The organism is Rhizobium sp. PP-F2F-G48, from assembly GCF_004342335.1.
Lineage (GTDB): Bacteria > Pseudomonadota > Alphaproteobacteria > Rhizobiales > Rhizobiaceae > Ferranicluibacter.
Map to the genome: position 1 here is coordinate 203419 of NZ_SLVH01000005.1, position 15015 is coordinate 218433.

The 15015-nt window shown below is 65.2% G+C and carries 12 protein-coding genes; 3 read left to right on the forward strand and 9 right to left on the reverse strand.

Annotated elements, in window-relative coordinates; genetic code table 11:
• Positions 1-62: 62 nt before the first annotated feature.
• The 3 genes from dnaK to C8J36_RS14100 form a co-directional block, all read right to left on the reverse strand.
• Positions 63-1982: a molecular chaperone DnaK gene (gene dnaK / locus C8J36_RS14090; RefSeq protein ID WP_132535756.1), complete on the reverse strand. Its 1920-nt coding sequence runs from the start codon at positions 1980-1982 to the stop codon at positions 63-65.
• Between the two features lie 297 nt (positions 1983-2279).
• Entirely contained in the window at positions 2280-4529 is a 2250-nt protein-coding gene (locus C8J36_RS14095) for a transglycosylase domain-containing protein (RefSeq protein WP_132535758.1), read from the reverse strand.
• A 257-nt stretch (positions 4530-4786) separates the two neighbouring features.
• Positions 4787-5512, reverse strand: coding sequence for a Crp/Fnr family transcriptional regulator (locus tag C8J36_RS14100; RefSeq protein ID WP_132535760.1), 726 nt, complete (start codon positions 5510-5512; stop codon positions 4787-4789).
• Positions 5513-6493: 981 nt separating this feature from the next.
• Here C8J36_RS14100 and C8J36_RS14105 point away from each other — a divergent pair.
• Complete coding sequence (locus tag C8J36_RS14105; RefSeq protein ID WP_132535762.1) at positions 6494-6757, forward strand: hypothetical protein; 264 nt, start codon at positions 6494-6496, stop codon at positions 6755-6757.
• Positions 6758-6846: 89 nt separating this feature from the next.
• Positions 6847-7116, forward strand: a complete 270-nt coding sequence (locus tag C8J36_RS14110) for a hypothetical protein (RefSeq protein WP_062595458.1) — start codon at positions 6847-6849, stop codon at positions 7114-7116.
• 61 nt (positions 7117-7177) lie between these two features.
• On the opposite strand, the gene queC is transcribed toward C8J36_RS14110, so the two are convergent.
• The 4 genes from queC to C8J36_RS14130 form a co-directional block, all read right to left on the reverse strand.
• Entirely contained in the window at positions 7178-7894 is a 717-nt protein-coding gene (gene queC / locus C8J36_RS14115) for a 7-cyano-7-deazaguanine synthase QueC (RefSeq protein ID WP_132535764.1), read from the reverse strand.
• A gap of 278 nt (positions 7895-8172) precedes the next feature.
• A complete protein-coding gene (locus C8J36_RS14120) occupies positions 8173-9705 on the reverse strand; it encodes a YifB family Mg chelatase-like AAA ATPase (protein WP_062595460.1) in 1533 nt (510 codons plus the stop codon).
• Between the two features lie 165 nt (positions 9706-9870).
• Positions 9871-10830: a glutathione synthase gene (gshB, locus tag C8J36_RS14125; RefSeq protein WP_062595461.1), complete on the reverse strand. Its 960-nt coding sequence runs from the start codon at positions 10828-10830 to the stop codon at positions 9871-9873.
• A gap of 143 nt (positions 10831-10973) precedes the next feature.
• Positions 10974-11513 (reverse strand): cupin domain-containing protein, encoded by a 540-nt coding sequence (locus tag C8J36_RS14130; protein ID WP_062595462.1) that lies wholly within the window; start codon positions 11511-11513, stop codon positions 10974-10976.
• 314 nt (positions 11514-11827) lie between these two features.
• Between C8J36_RS14130 and C8J36_RS14135 the strand changes: the two genes are divergently transcribed.
• The gene (locus C8J36_RS14135; RefSeq protein ID WP_207897507.1) at positions 11828-12385 is read left to right on the forward strand and encodes a hypothetical protein; all 558 of its coding nucleotides are present in this window, start codon (positions 11828-11830) and stop codon (positions 12383-12385) included.
• A gap of 6 nt (positions 12386-12391) precedes the next feature.
• Here the strand turns inward: C8J36_RS14135 and C8J36_RS14140 are convergent, their stop codons facing one another.
• Together C8J36_RS14140 and C8J36_RS14145 are read right to left on the reverse strand one after the other, a co-directional pair.
• Positions 12392-13336: a lysylphosphatidylglycerol synthase domain-containing protein gene (locus C8J36_RS14140; protein ID WP_132535766.1), complete on the reverse strand. Its 945-nt coding sequence runs from the start codon at positions 13334-13336 to the stop codon at positions 12392-12394.
• Positions 13337-13474: 138 nt separating this feature from the next.
• Complete coding sequence (locus C8J36_RS14145; protein WP_132535768.1) at positions 13475-14869, reverse strand: dipeptidase; 1395 nt, start codon at positions 14867-14869, stop codon at positions 13475-13477.
• Between the last annotated feature and the right edge of the window lie 146 nt (positions 14870-15015).

Sequence of the window (15015 nt, forward strand, 5' to 3'; positions counted from 1 at the left end):
TACGAAAAAGGCCCGGAACCTTCGCTCCGGGCCTCATCTCATGCGCGCGAGGCCTTCGGGCCTTACGCGGACTTCTTGCGGTCGTCCTCGTCGCTGACGTCTTCGTAGTCGGCGTCGACGACGTTGTCGCGGGCGGCATCCGCTGCGGCATCGGCATTGGCCGCTTCGGTCTGCTGCGATTCATACATCGCCTGGCCGAGCTTCATGGACGCTTCCAGCAGCGTCTGGGTCTTCGCCTTGATGTCCTCGGCGTCCGGCTCGGAAGCCTCGACCGACGTCTTCAGCGCGGCGATCGCGTCGGAGATGGCGGTGCGGTCGGCTTCGGTAACCTTGTCGCCATATTCCTTCAGCGACTTCTCGGACGAATGGATCAGGCTTTCGGCCTGGTTCTTCGCCTCGACGCCGTCACGACGCTTCTTGTCGTTCTCGGCATTGGCCTCGGCGTCCTTCACCATCTTCTCGATGTCGGCGTCGGACAGGCCGCCCGATGCCTGGATGCGGATCTGGTGCTCCTTGCCGGTGCCTTTGTCCTTGGCCGAGACGTTGACGATGCCGTTCGCGTCGATGTCGAAGGTGACTTCGATCTGCGGGATGCCGCGCGGTGCCGGGGGAATGCCGACGAGGTCGAACTGGCCGAGCAGCTTGTTGTCCTGCGCCATTTCGCGCTCGCCCTGGCTGACGCGGATGGTGACGGCCGACTGGCTGTCTTCCGCGGTCGAGAAGGTCTGGCTCTTCTTCGTCGGGATCGTCGTGTTGCGCTCGATCAGACGGGTGAAGACGCCACCGAGCGTTTCGATGCCGAGCGACAGCGGGGTCACGTCGAGGAGCAGGACGTCCTTGACGTCGCCCTGGAGAACGCCGGCCTGGATGGCCGCGCCGAGAGCGACGACTTCATCCGGGTTGACGCCCTTGTGCGGCTCCTTGCCGAACAGCTGCTTGACGACTTCCTGCACCTTCGGCATGCGGCTCATGCCGCCGACGAGCACGACTTCGTCGATCTCGGAGGCGGACACGCCGGCATCCTTCAGCGCGGCCTTGCAGGGCGCGATCGTGCGCTGGACGAGATCGTCCACCAGCGCTTCGAACTTCGCACGCGTCAGCTTCAGCGTCAGGTGCTTCGGGCCTGAGGCGTCCGCCGTGATGAAGGGCAGGTTGATTTCCGTCTGCTGCGACGAGGACAGCTCGATCTTCGCCTTTTCGGCAGCTTCCTTGAGGCGCTGAAGCGCGAGCTTGTCGTTCTTCAGGTCGATGCCCTGGTCCTTCTTGAACTCGCCCGCGAGATATTCGACGAGACGCATGTCGAAGTCTTCACCACCGAGGAAGGTGTCGCCATTGGTCGACTTCACTTCGAAGACGCCGTCGCCGATTTCCAGAACCGAGACGTCGAACGTGCCGCCGCCAAGGTCGTAGACCGCGATCGTCTTGCCTTCGGTCTTGTCCAGACCGTAAGCGAGGGCTGCCGCCGTCGGCTCGTTGATGATGCGCAGCACGTCGAGACCGGCGATGCGGCCTGCATCCTTGGTGGCCTGGCGCTGGGCGTCGTTGAAGTAGGCGGGAACGGTGATGACGGCCTGCGTGACCTTTTCGCCGAGGTAGGATTCGGCGGTTTCCTTCATCTTCTGAAGGATCATGGCCGAGACCTGCGACGGGGACTGGTTCTTGCCGCCGGCCTTCACCCAGGCATCGCCATTGTCGCCCTTGACGATCTCGAACGGCACGAGGGCCTTGTCCTTGGTGACCGTCGGGTCTTCGTAGCGGCGGCCGATGAGGCGCTTCACGGCGAAGAGGGTGTTTTCCGGATTGGTGACGGCCTGGCGCTTGGCCGGCTGGCCGACGAGGCGCTCGCCATCATCCGAGAAGGCGACCATGGACGGCGTCGTGCGCGCGCCTTCCGCATTTTCGATGACCTTCGCGTCCTTGCCGTCCATGACGGCGACGCAGGAGTTGGTCGTTCCCAGATCGATACCGATTACTTTTGCCATGTCGTTCTCTCCTTGCAGCGGACTGTCGGAACCCGGTCAGGCATTCGTGCGACAGCCCCTAGGGATGCTCTTGTCGTGTTGTGCCGCGGCCCGGAAGCCTTGGACGTGCGGCGTATATAAGGACGGGATTTTTGCTGTGCAAGGCGTCGAAGGCCCTGAAGGCGGTGAAAAGAAAGGCGGAGCCGAAAGAGTTTAGACCGGATTCCGGACCCGCACGCCTGCGCCGCGCCGTCAAGCCCCACCCGGGCCCCAGCCAGGCCCTAGCGAGGCCCTAGCCAACCCCAAGCCAGGCCCAGATCAACCCCCGGTCAGAATATCGAACAGGGTGGTGCGGCGCGTCGGCGGCGTGGCGCCCGTGGTCTGGCCGACATCGGCCGGCGGCACGAGGCCCCCGTCCGCGGCATCCATGGACCCGCCCTGCGCGGGCGGCATTTCCGCATCCGCCACCGGCGCATCCGGATAGACATCGGCCGGCTTCCGCCCGAAGGCGCCGGAGATGACATCGCCGATGGTGCGCTGGATGCCCGGATCCTCGAAGGAGGGCTGGATGCCCTTCGTGCCGAAGATCGGCGACGGCGTCAGCCCCTCGTGCGCCTCGGCCATGTAGGTCGCCCAGGCCTTGGCCGGCAGGCCGCCGCCCGTCACCTTCTTCATGGAGGTGCCGTCGTCATTGCCGAACCAGACGCCGGTCGTGAGGTTGCTGGTGAAGCCGACGAACAGGGCATCGCGGAAGGACTGCGTGGTGCCGGACTTGCCGGCGACCTGCCAGCCCTTGAGCTTGGCGTTCTTGCCCGTGCCGCGCTCCACCACGCCCACCATCATCTGGTTCATCTCCGAGACGATCTCCGGATCGAGCACGCGCGGCGGGTTGTCGTAGGTGTTCTCGTAGAGCACCTTGCCCTCCGTCGTCAGCACCCGCTTGACGATGTGCGGCGTCGCCTTGAACCCGCCGTTCATGAAGGGTGCATAGGCCGAGGTGAGCTCGAGCAGGCTGACCTCGGACGTGCCGAGCGCGATGGAAGCGTTCGCCTGCAGCTCCGATTCGATGCCGAGGCGATGGGCGAGCTTGGCCACCTGCGGCGGGCCGACCTCCATGACCAGCTGGGCCGCGATGGTGTTCAGCGAATTGGCGAGCGCATCGGCGAGCGACACCTCGCCGCGATATTTCTGGTCGTAGTTCTCCGGCGTCCATTTGCCGATGCGCACGGGCGCGTCGTTGCGGATCGACATCGGCGTGCGGCCGATCTCCATGGCCGCGGCATAGACGAAGGGCTTGAAGGCCGAGCCCGGCTGGCGCTTGGCCTTCACCGCGCGGTCGAACTGGCTGTCGGCATAGTCGCGCCCGCCGACGAGCGCGCGGATCGCGCCGGTCGCATCCACCGAGACGAGCGCTGCCTGCGAGGCGCGAGACTTGGTGCCGCTTTCCTTGAGAATGGCGGCCAGCGTCGTCTCGGCCTTCTTTTCGAGATCGAGATCGAGCGTGGTTTCCACGACCAGATCCTGCTTGACCGTGCCGACGAGGCCCGGAAGCTGATCCATGACCAGATCGGCCGCATAATATTGCGCGCCGGACCAGAAGCTCTTCGCCTTGGTCGGCGGCTGGGACATGGCGGTCTTCACCTCGTCGTCGGTGATCAGCCCCTCTTCCCGCATCGCGCCCAACACCACTTGCGCCCGCGCCTCGGCCGCCTTCGGGTCGCGCGCCGGCGACAGGCGCGAGGGCGCCTTCAGAAGGCCGGCGAGAAGGGCGGCTTCACCGAGGTTCACGTCGCGGGCCGACTTGTTGAAGTAGCGCTGCGAGGCGGCCTCGACGCCGTAGGCGTTGGAACCGAAGAAGACACGGTTGAGATACATCGCAAGGATCTGGTCCTTGGAATATTTCTGCTCCAGCCAGAAGGCGAGCAGCACTTCCTGCACCTTGCGCTCCAGCGTGCGCTCGGGCGACAGAAACAGGTTCTTAGCGAGCTGCTGCGTCAGCGTCGAGCCGCCCTGCACCATGCGCCCGGAGGTGACATTGGCAAAGACGGCACGGGCGAGGCCGAGCGGATCCACCCCGAAATGCGAATAGAACCGCCGGTCCTCGATGGCCATGACGGCCTGGGGAATGAAGGGCGACATGTCCTCGAGCGCGATCGCCTCGCCGCCGGTCGCGCCCCGATTGGCAAAGGTATCTCCGTCGACGGCGAGGATCTTCACGTTGGGCGGGCGTTCCGGAATGCTCCAGCTCGTCGCATTCGGCATGCGCGAGCCGTAATAGAGCACGAGGCCGCCGACGCCCATGGCGCCCCAGATGCCGGCGACGATGCACCAATAGACGAGCGACCGGACGAACCCGAACAGCCCACCGCCGCCGCCGCCGCCCCGCCGGCCGCCACGGCCCTTGAGGGACCGGCGCGGCGCCTTGCCGCTCTTTGCTTTCCGGGAGGCGGCCGTTTTGGTGGAGGGCCGACCGCTCACGCGGTCACTCGCATCGACGCGGATTCCATCGTCGTCCCCGCTCGAAAAGGAGGGATCGATGCGGGGACGTGAACGAGATTTGCCTGCCATACCGGGATGTGACCGCTCCGTGTTCGCGCCTGAATATGCGACTTGGTGTGCGCCTGGGTGTCGCCTGGAAAAGAACGACCGGCGCGCCGTCCAAGCCGTTGCCCAAGCCGTTGCCCAAGCCGTTGCAGGGTGCGGTGAACTGTAAATGCGGCGATTTAACGGGGCGTTAACGACCTTCGTCAGTTGCGGGCGCCTGTCGCGGGCGCCTGTTGCCGGCGCCTGTCGCGGGCGCCTGTTGCCGGCGCCTGTCGCGGCGTCTACCGCCGTTGAGGGAGGGCGCGGCCGATCAGCCGGTCGTATTCCTTCTCCGGCTCTCCATAGGACGCCCCGGCAATGTCTTCGAGACGAGTGCGGTCGAGGATGCGGATATTGCCGCGGGTCGCCTTGATGGCCTTCATGCCTTCGATGACATGCAGCTCGTTGGTGACGCCGGAGCGCCGCACGCCGAGCATGATCGACAGGAATTCATGGGTCAGCGGCAGATCGTCGCCGCCGATCCGGTCATGGCACATCAGCAACCAGCGCGCGAGACGCTCATGCATATTGTAGCGCGCATTGGCGAGCGCGGAATGCGCGACCTGGATCTCGCTGCAGTGAATGTAATTCATCAAGAGCGTATTGGTCTCGCCATCCTGGAGAATGTCGAGCACGGCTTTCGCGGGAACGCGGATACCGGAACCGGGCGCCTGCATGAAGGCCCGGTTCGGCGTGCTCATCACCTTCAGAAGGACATGCGCACCGACCAGCCCTTCCGAGCCGATATGGCCGACCTCGATATCCTCCGCATCGGCGCTCGTGGCCACGAGAGAGCAGAGGCCGCTTTCGATGAAGGTCACGAAGGGTGTGGGACGATGCGGTTCCACGAGAACGTGCCGTGCGGGAAGATCCACGCGCTCCAACAGCGGCTGCAGCCTGGCAAAGATAGCCGGCGTCATCATTCGCAGCAGATTGTTGCGGACGCTTTCCCGCTCCAGTGGCGCCATGGTCATTCCTCGCCGGGTAAGAGCCCGGACTCATACCATTGCTCCACACGCTGGTATTTCGAAGCTTATGCGGCAGTCTGGACGACTTCGCCACCACATCACCGACATCTGTACGCTTCTGACATTGCGCCCCAGAAACGGGCAGGACTGCATCAAATAACGTCACAAAACACATCATTGAATACATTCTTAATATATAATGTAATTGGTGATAGCGATTCATAAGCGATGCGAAAAGAAATTTGTCATTGATGACGAAAATATTTTCAATGCAACGCCATTACAGCCGAAAGCTGAAATACAACCATCCGGAAGCTCTGTGCCGAAAATGTCCGCAGGGTGTTTCCCGGTGAGATGCACGGCCGCGACAGGATCTTGCTTGGATGTGCCGTCGATGCGGAACGGCAGGCGTGACACAGCCCACAAAGGAAAATCGGATTCGACGTTTCCGACGCCTTCTGTAAGAATTGACGAATACTCAAGGAAATGAATGTTCGCGGCAACGAACGATAATGCGGCGTTCGCCCTGCTCCCGGAGCGTGCAAAATGGAACGAAACACGGAATGACGCGTTCGCCCCCTGTCAAACACAGGGAACCCGTCATGAACAACATCATCTACATCGTCGGTCTGGTCGTCGTCGTCCTCGCTGTCCTCTCCTTCTTCGGACTTCGCTGAGCCGACACCGTTAGATATCAGGTCTCAAAGCCCCGCTCGCCGGGGCTTTTTGCCGTCTGAGGGATGGCGGTCCGCAGACGGTTTCGCCACCTCGCGCCGGCACGGGACCAGGCACACGGTGTCTGGCGCAAAGGATTTTTCAGAGAAGCGGTTTCGGTCTTCCGGCTTTTGCCATAGGGTTTTCCGAAGAGTGCCGCCGGTTGCGGCGCCGACCATGGTAGACGCCCGTGACATCAACGACCCACCTCCTGTGCCTTTCGCCCCGCGGCCTTTCGCCCCGATCCCCCCGGCGTGGCGCGCGCCTGTGAAAACGCAGGAGGATCTCGCGATCGCCGTACGGCGCATGCAGCAGCAATATGAAAAAGGCCGCATGGACCGCGACATTCTGCGCGGCTGGGTGCTCGGCCTGTCCTCCTATCCGCCGCCGCACGGCGCCGCCGTCGAGGCGCTGAAGGCCTGGTTCGGCCAGCGGACGCCGGAGATCACGCCGGAGGTTCGGGACCGGGACATCGCGATGCTGGCGGCGGTCGCCGATCTGCCCGTTGCGCGCGCACGCAGCGGCATGTGAGATGCGGATGGCATCAAGGACGGGCGCCGCAGCATATCTTCCGCGCAATGGCGGCGGGAACCGGACAGGACGAAGAGGAGCAAGGACCCATGTCGAACGATAATGAACCGGAAATGGAATATTCGGAGCTTTCCGGCGAGTTTACCGAAGACGGCGTCACCGTGCTGGTCGATATCTCCCGTCCGGCCGGCACCAACCTCGACTGGCGGATGCTGGTCCTGACGCAGGAAGAAGACGTGACCGAGTGGGAAGACCCCTTCCCGACCGACCGCGAGGCCTTCGACGAGTTTTTGGCCACCGTCGCCCGGGAAGGCATCCGCTCCTTCTTCGGCGACGAGGATCCGCCGACGCTGCAGTGATCGACGCTGCAGGGATCGACGCCGCAGTGATCCACGTTTCAGGGACCTCTGGCTTGGCGTCTCAGCGGGTCTCGTCCGCGACGAAGCGCCCGGATTTCAGCGCCTCCTGCCAGAAGTCGGCATCCGCATAGGCGGTGGGATCGGCGACGCCGGCGAGGTGAAACGCCTCGCGCCGTTCCACGCAGGTGCCGCACCGGCCGCAATGCATTTCCCCGCCCTTGTAGCAGGACCATGTCCGCGCAAAGGGCGTGCCGTTGCCGGCACCGTCGGTGACGATGTCGGCTTTCGAGCGCTCGACGTAAGGCGCATAGAGCGTCACCGCGGCATAGCCGTCGAGCGCATGGTCCTGCATCGTCTGGAACGACCGGATGAAATCGGGCCGGCAGTCGGGATAGATGAAGTGATCGCCGCCATGGACGGCGACGGCCACCGCGTCCAGTGTCTGCGCGGCGGCGAGCCCGAAGGCGATCGTGAGCAGGATGGCATTGCGGTTCGGCACCACCGTCGCCTTCATCGTCTCCTCCGCATAATGCCCGTCGGGCACCGCGATGTCGTCGGTCAGCGCCGAGCCGGTGAGATGCGCGCCGATCGGCCCGATGTCGATCAGATGATGCGGCACGCCGAGCCTGCCTGCGGCCTCCGCCGCATAATCGAGCTCGCGGCGATGGCGCTGGCCGTAATCGAACGACAGGAGGCAGGCGAGCTGACGATCGCGCGCCACGTGATGGGCGAGCGTGACGGAATCCAGTCCGCCTGAGCAGACGACGAGCGTTTTCATGGATGCGGTTCCCTTATATCAACCAGGTGTTCTGACCGGGCGTCATGACCGGGTGTTTGACCGGGGTGGGCTGCGACCGGCGCCATGAGGCCGACGCACCGACGCCGTCCCCGACGGGGACAGTGCCGTATTCGCGCCCGGCGATAAAGTTCGCAACCGGTCAAGGCCGGCGCATTTTCCCGGGCCCGGCACAGGTCAGGCGGTCACGCCCCGCCCTTCTCGCCTGACCCTCTCGCACCACCCCTCTCGCCGCACTCTTCTCGCCCTGCCCTCGCGCCTCAGGCCGCATTGGTCATCCGGTCCCCCGTGACGCGGTAGGAGATCGCTTCGGCGAGATGCACGCGGCCGACCCTCGGGGCGCCATCGAGATCGGCCAGCGTTCGGGCGACCTTCAACACGCGATGATACGCGCGGGCGGAGAAGGCCATCCGTTCGGCGGCATCGCGCAGGAGCTGAAGGCCCGCCGCATCCGGCTCGGCCATCGCCTCGATCATCGCCGTGGTCGAGCGGGCGTTCGACGTGATCTTCGGCATGCCGAAGGCGATGAAGCGGTCAATCTGGAGGGCACGGGCCTGCGCGACGCGCGCGGCGACGACGGCGCTGGTTTCGGCCTTTGCCGGGCGGATCAGGTCGGCGGCCGACACGGCGGGCACGGAAATGCGGATGTCGATCCGGTCCATCAGCGGGCCGGAAATGCGCGCCTGGTAATCGCTCGCGCAGCGCGGGCCGCGGGCGCAGCTGTGCCCCGGCTCGCCCGCCATGCCGCAGCGGCAGGGGTTCATGGCCGCGACCAGCTGGATGGCGGCGGGATAGCTGATGCGGTGATTGGCCCGGGCGATGATGCATTCGGCCGTCTCGAGCGGCTGGCGCAGCGCGTCCAGCGCCTGCGGCGTGAATTCCGGGACCTCGTCGAGGAACAGCACGCCGTTATGCGCGAGCGAGGCCTCCCCCGGCCGGGCGCGCAGGCCGCCGCCGACGAGGGCCGCCATGGTGGCGGAATGGTGCGGCGTGCGGAAGGGCCGGCGGTCCGAGAGCTTGCCGCCCGGCAGCTGCCCGGCGATCGAGTGGATCATCGACACTTCCAGAAGTTCCCCCGGCGACAGCGGCGGCAGGATGGAGGGCAGGCGCGCGGCCAGCATCGATTTGCCCGAGCCGGGCGGGCCGACCATCAGCAGATTGTGGTTGCCGGCCGCGGCCACTTCGAGCGCGCGCTTGGCGCTTTCCTGGCCCTTGATGTCGGCGAGATCGGGCAGATTGGCGGGGGTCGCGCGGATGGCCGGCTCCGGCCGCGTCAGCACCTGCGTGCCGCGAAAATGGTTGGCGAGCGCGATCAGGCTGCGCGGCGCGAGAATGTCGATCTCGGCACCGGCCCAGGCCGCCTCCGCGCCGCTGTCGGCCGGGCAGATCAGGCCCTTGCCGATCGCGTTCGCGCCGATCGCCGCCGGCAGCGCGCCGGCCACGGCCGCGATCGTGCCGTCGAGATTGAGCTCGCCGATGACGACATAGTCCGAAAGCGCATCCGAGGGGATCGCCCCCAGCGCCGCCATCAGCCCGAGCGCGATCGGCAGGTCGAAATGGCTGCCCTCCTTCGGCAGGTCGGCGGGCGCGAGGTTGATGGTCACGCGTTTTGCCGGCAGAGCGAGGCCCGAGGCGTGAAGGGCGGCGTGCACGCGCTCCCGGCTTTCGGCCACCGCCTTGTCCGGCAGGCCGACGATCTGCACGCCCACCTTGCCCGGCGCGACCATCACCTGCACATCGACCGGCACACCCTCGATGCCCTGGAACGCCACCGTGCTGACCCGTGCCACCATGTTCCCACGTCTCCGTTCCCGCTTCTCCGCTCGATGTCTTTATGAGACATCCCTCACATGACACATCGAAAAGAATAAAACAAGAACATCGGACGAACGAATGCAATCGGACATGTCGAAAAGGTTGCAATTCCTGCAACCCGGGCCCGGATCGACGCTCCGGGCTCAGGCCCGCTTGCGTTCGATCGCATCCCAGAGCACAGCGGCGATGTCGGCCCCGCCGAAGGCCTTCACCTCGCGGATGCCGGTCGGCGAGGTCACGTTGATCTCGGTCATGACGTCGCCGATGACGTCGATGCCGACCAGCAGGAAGCCGCGTTCGCGCAGCGCCGGGCCGATGCGGGCGCAGATTTCCCGTTCGCGCGTCGTCAGCTCCGTCGGCTCGGGCTTGCCGCCGGCATGCATGTTGGAGCGGGCATCGTGCTCGGCCGGCACGCGGTTGATCGCGCCGACGGGCGCGCCATCGACGAGAATGATGCGCTTGTCGCCCTTGCGCACCGCCGGCAGGTACTCCTGCGCGATGAAGGGCTCGCGGAACATCTGCCCGAACATTTCGAGCAGCGAGGACATGTTGCGGTCGTCGCGGGTGGAATGGAACACGCCGGCGCCGCCATTGCCGTAGAGCGGCTTCAAGATGATATCGCCCATTTCCTCGCGGAATTTGGCGATTTCGGCGGCATCGCGGGTGATCAGCGTCTTCGGCATCAGGTCCGGAAATTCGGTGACGAAGATCTTTTCCGGCGAGTTGCGCACCCAGGCGGGGTCGTTCACCACCAGCGTCTTCGGGTGGATGCGCTCCAGAAGATGGGTCGAGGTGATATAGGCCATGTCGAAGGGCGGATCCTGGCGCAGCAGCACCACATCCATGGTGGAAAGATCGAGCCGCTCCGGTTCGCCGAGCGTGAAATGGTCGCCCTTCACGTCGCGCAGCGTCATCTGCTGCGCCGTGGCATAGACCTGCCCGTCGCGCATCGACAGCCGGTCCGGCGTGTAGTGAAACAGCCGGTAGCCGCGGTTCTGCGCCTCCAGGCTCATCGCAAAGGTCGAATCGCCCGCGATATTGATGGTGGAGACGTGGTCCATCTGAACCGCGACGTTGCGAATTGCCGTCCTGGTGGCTGCCATTGTCTTCCCCTGTCACCGACCCGCCGCTGTCCGGCGGGCCTCATGACGTAGGATGCCGGGGCTGCAAAGGCAACGCCCGAACGCGGCGCGGGCTTGCGAAAATGGTCCCCCTCGCGGCCCGCTCCGGACCTCGGGCCCGCACCTCAGGCCGCGAGCGCGGCCTTCGGGGCTTCGCCCCGCAACAGATCGCGCAGGCGATAGGCGAGCACCACGGATTCGGGGAATTTCTTGCGGCAGAAGGCGATCTTGCGGACATAGGTGTCGATGCGCCAGTTGGCCCAGGTGCCGCCGTTGAAGAAGCCGATATCGCCGGCCCGCAGGGTCCGCTCGGTGCCGTCCTCGGCCGTCACATGCACCTCGCCTTCGAGGATGACGACGGTTTCGTCCCAGCCGAAATACCAGTTGAATTCGCCGGCCGTGCAGTCCCACATGGCGGTCACGGCGGCATCGTCGTGGCTGCGGGAATGTTCGGCCGCCCGCGCGACCGGCGTGCCGGACACGATCCAGTCCGGATTGATCGGGGCGGGCTGCATCGGCAGTTCGATCGCCGGCGAGGCGATCATCGCCTGCTTGCTGCGGGCTGCCTGCCGCGCCGCCACGAATTTCGGCCCGAGCTTCGGCAGAAGCGGCGCCGCCCGCACCGCCACCGTCATGAATTCCGCAAAAAGCATTTTCAGCGCCATCGTGTCCCCCTGGCAAAATCGTCCATCCTCACATCGTGAACGATAGGTCGGAAAAACAGCGTTGAACAGATCGCTCACATTTGAGTGAAAAACGGGATTCGACCGTCGTCCGGGCCCCTTTCCGGCATTTTCCGGGCCGTTAGAGGTGCCGACCCTCCGCCGAATGGCCGTCCATTCGCCGTATGGCGGTGGCCGGATGCCTTGCAGAGACGCGCATCCTGGTTTTCGGCGCAAAGAATCCCGCCGCCCTCCGCTTTAAAGCGACCTTGCCTGCATCATTTAGAATGAAACCAAAAACACCATGAGGACCCGCCATGCCGCACCGCGCCCGCCCTTTCGCCACCCGTCTCTTCTCAAGGGGCCTCATCGCCCAGAGCCTCTTTGCAGGAGGCCTCGTTGCAGGAGGTCTTGTCGCAGGGAGCCTTGCATCTCCCACTGCTGCTCTCGCGCAGGATGCGCCCTATGTCGACGATCGCTCGGATGGCGCGAAGCTCGTCCAGTCGCTCTACAACGCGATCGAACGCAAGGAATATGCCCGCGCCTATGCCTATTTCGGCGACAAGCCGCCGGCCGGGGATTATGCGAGCTTCGTCGAGGGCTACAAGAAGACGGTCGATGTCGAGGTGAAGACCGGCGTCGTGACGCAGGAAGGCGCGGCCGGCAGCCTCTATGCGCCGGTGCCGGTCGCCGTGCGCTCGGTGGACAAGGACGGCAAGGAGCGCATCTTTGCCGGCTGCTACGTGACCCGCATCGTCAATGCCGCCATCCAGGAGCCGCCCTTCACGCCGCTGCACATCGAGAGCGCGGAACTCGAAGAGGTGAAGACGCCCTTTGCCGCGTCCGTGCCGAAGGTCTGCCACACCCCTTCGTAAGCGGGGTCACATCCCCGCGCGGCGACGCTCCAGAAACTGACGGCGCTCGAACAGCACGACCACGACGAGCGCCATCAAAAACGGAATGACGAGGTAGAACAGCCGGAAGATCACGAGCGCCGCCAGCACCGAGGCCGGATCGACCTCCGGCAGCGCGGCGATGAAGATCAGCTCGAACACGCCGATGCCGCCCGGCGCATGCGAGAGCAGGGCCGCCGAAAACGAGGCGAGGAACACGCCGAGCACGACCATGTAGCCGGGATTGCCCGCCACCGGCAGCGCGAAATAGATGATCGCCGCTGCGCCGATCAGCTCGACCGGGGCGATGAGCAACTGGCGGACGGCCAGCGTCGGGCGTGGATATTCCAGCCGAAACCATCTCGTGTGGATCGGCCGGAAGCCGATGAGGCTCCCCAGCAGATAGAGCGAGATCAGCGCGAGGATCAACAGCGCGGTCGAAATCGAGGCCTCGATCGGAATGACGGCAGAGAACCGATCGACGATCTCCGGTTCGATCAGGAGCACGATCGCCGACAGCGTCAGCGTTCCCAGCACGAAGGTCAGCGAGCAGAAGGCGACGAGAATGCCGGTCTCGCTGACGCTCAGGCCCCTCGACCCATAGGCCCGGTACCGCACCACGGCGCCCGAGAACACCGATGCGCCGATCGTGTGCGACAAAGCGTAAGCGGTAAACGAGCAGACGGTGATGAAGGTCAGCGACAGGCGACGCCCGAGATGTTCGAGCGCCAGATGATCGTAAGCGGCAAGCGCGGCATAGGCGACTAGCGTCGCGCTCGCCGACAGAAGCCAGCTGCGCAGCGGCACGGCCTCGAAACGCGTCAGGAAGTCGTCGAGCGAGAGGCCCCGCAGCTCGTGGTAGAGGCCGTAAAGCGAAAACAGGATAGCCGCGAGCCCGACGGCCGGCCAGATCAAGGCACGGATCGTCTTCATGCAGGTCTTTTTCGGTCCGGCGGAAGCAGTCTCGACGTCATATGGGTCATGAGACCATCGCCACCCGGCCGGGTCAAGGGCGTCCCGGCCGGCGGCGCCTTCACAATCTTGAGAGATTTCAAGGCGTCAGCTTGCCTCTCAGCGTGCCGCGGCCAGCGCGTCGAGAATGCGGACCCAGGAGCGGATGCCCTTGTGGAAGGATTTCAGGTCGTATTTCTCGTTGGGCGAGTGGATGCGGTCGTCCGACAGGCCGAAGCCGACCAGCAGCGATTCCATGCCCAGCATCTTCTGGAAATCGCCGACGATCGGGATCGAGCCGCCCATGCCGATGATCACGGCGGGCTTCGGCCATTCCTCCGACAAAGACGACTTCGCCGTGTTGAGCAGCGACGAATCGTAAGGGAGCTGGATCGCCGGCGAGCCGCCATGTTCGTGAAATTCGACCGAGCAATCCGCCGGAATGCGGGCGCGGACATAATCGCGGAAGGCCGTGCGGATCGCGTCCGGGTCCTGCTGGCCGACGAGGCGGAAGGAGATCTTGGCCGATGCCCTGGCGGCGATCACGGTCTTGAAGCCCTCGCCGGTATAGCCGCCGGTGATGCCGTTGACCTCGGCCGTCGGGCGCGCCCAGGTGAGTTCCAGCACCGAGCGGCCCTGTTCGCCCGCGGGAATGGCCAGGCCGATCTCGCCCAGCATCTTCTCCGCCGTCTGGCCGAGCGTCTCCCAGGCCGCCTTGATCTGCGTCGGCGTTTCCTCGACGCCGTCATAGAAGCCGTCGAGCGTCACGCGGCCGGTGTCGTCGTGAAGCCCGGCCAGGATGCGCGCGAGAATATGGATCGGGTTGGCGGCGGCACCGCCGAACTGGCCGGAATGCAGGTCGCGGTCGGCCGCGGTCACCACGATCTCCTCGCCCACGAGGCCGCGCAGGCCGGCCGAGATCGCCGGCGTATCGCCGTCCCACATGCCGGTATCGCAGACCAGCGCATAGTCGGCCGTCAGCTCCTTCGCGTTGGCGGTGAGGAACGGCTTCAGCGACGGCGAGCCGGATTCCTCCTCGCCTTCGAACAGGATGGTGACGCGGCAGGGCAGGCTGCCATGCGTTTCCTTATAGGCGCGGCAGGCCTCCACGAAGGTCATCAGCTGACCCTTGTCGTCGGAGGTGCCGCGACCGGTGATGACCTTTCGACCAGGCGAAAGCTCGCGCACCGACGGCGTGAACGGGTCCGTGTCCCAGAGCGACAGCGGATCGACCGGCTGCACGTCGTAATGGCCGTAGAACAGCACATGCGGGGCGTCGGCGCTCGCGCCCTCATGATGCGCGACGACCATGGGATGGCCGGGCGTATCGCGCACCGAAGCCTGAAACCCGAGGCTCTCGAGATCCGCCACCAGCCACGCGGCCGCCTTGCGGCAGGCATCCTTGTAGGCGGGATCGGTGGAGATGGAGGGGATGCGCACGAGGTCGAAGAGCCGTTCCAGGCTGGCGTCGAGATTGCTATCCGCCTTGGCGAGAACGCCGGTGATGTCGGTCATGTGGCACTGCTCCTTAAAGATCGGCCCGGGATATCGGCCCCGTATATCGGCGCGACCCTACTCAAAAATTCCCGCTTGGGAAGACCCGCATCTCGACGCAAGGCGTCGATGGGCCCTTGCCTCGACAGGCGCTTCGCGGGAACGCG

Excerpts from the sequence above, each read along its gene's own strand:
- dnaK (WP_132535756.1), bottom strand. The coding sequence starts at position 1,982 with ATGGCAAAAGTAATCGGTATCGATCTGGGAACGACCAACTCCTGCGTC.
- C8J36_RS14095 (WP_132535758.1), bottom strand. The coding sequence starts at position 4,529 with ATGGCAGGCAAATCTCGTTCACGTCCCCGCATCGATCCCTCCTTTTCG.
- C8J36_RS14100 (WP_132535760.1), bottom strand. The coding sequence starts at position 5,512 with ATGGCGCCACTGGAGCGGGAAAGCGTCCGCAACAATCTGCTGCGAATG.
- C8J36_RS14110 (WP_062595458.1), top strand. The coding sequence starts at position 6,847 with ATGTCGAACGATAATGAACCGGAAATGGAATATTCGGAGCTTTCCGGC.
- queC (WP_132535764.1), bottom strand. The coding sequence starts at position 7,894 with ATGAAAACGCTCGTCGTCTGCTCAGGCGGACTGGATTCCGTCACGCTC.
- C8J36_RS14120 (WP_062595460.1), bottom strand. The coding sequence starts at position 9,705 with ATGGTGGCACGGGTCAGCACGGTGGCGTTCCAGGGCATCGAGGGTGTG.
- gshB (WP_062595461.1), bottom strand. The coding sequence starts at position 10,830 with ATGGCAGCCACCAGGACGGCAATTCGCAACGTCGCGGTTCAGATGGAC.
- C8J36_RS14130 (WP_062595462.1), bottom strand. The coding sequence starts at position 11,513 with ATGGCGCTGAAAATGCTTTTTGCGGAATTCATGACGGTGGCGGTGCGG.
- C8J36_RS14135 (WP_207897507.1), top strand. The coding sequence starts at position 11,828 with ATGCCGCACCGCGCCCGCCCTTTCGCCACCCGTCTCTTCTCAAGGGGC.
- C8J36_RS14140 (WP_132535766.1), bottom strand. The coding sequence starts at position 13,336 with ATGAAGACGATCCGTGCCTTGATCTGGCCGGCCGTCGGGCTCGCGGCT.
- C8J36_RS14145 (WP_132535768.1), bottom strand. The coding sequence starts at position 14,869 with ATGACCGACATCACCGGCGTTCTCGCCAAGGCGGATAGCAATCTCGAC.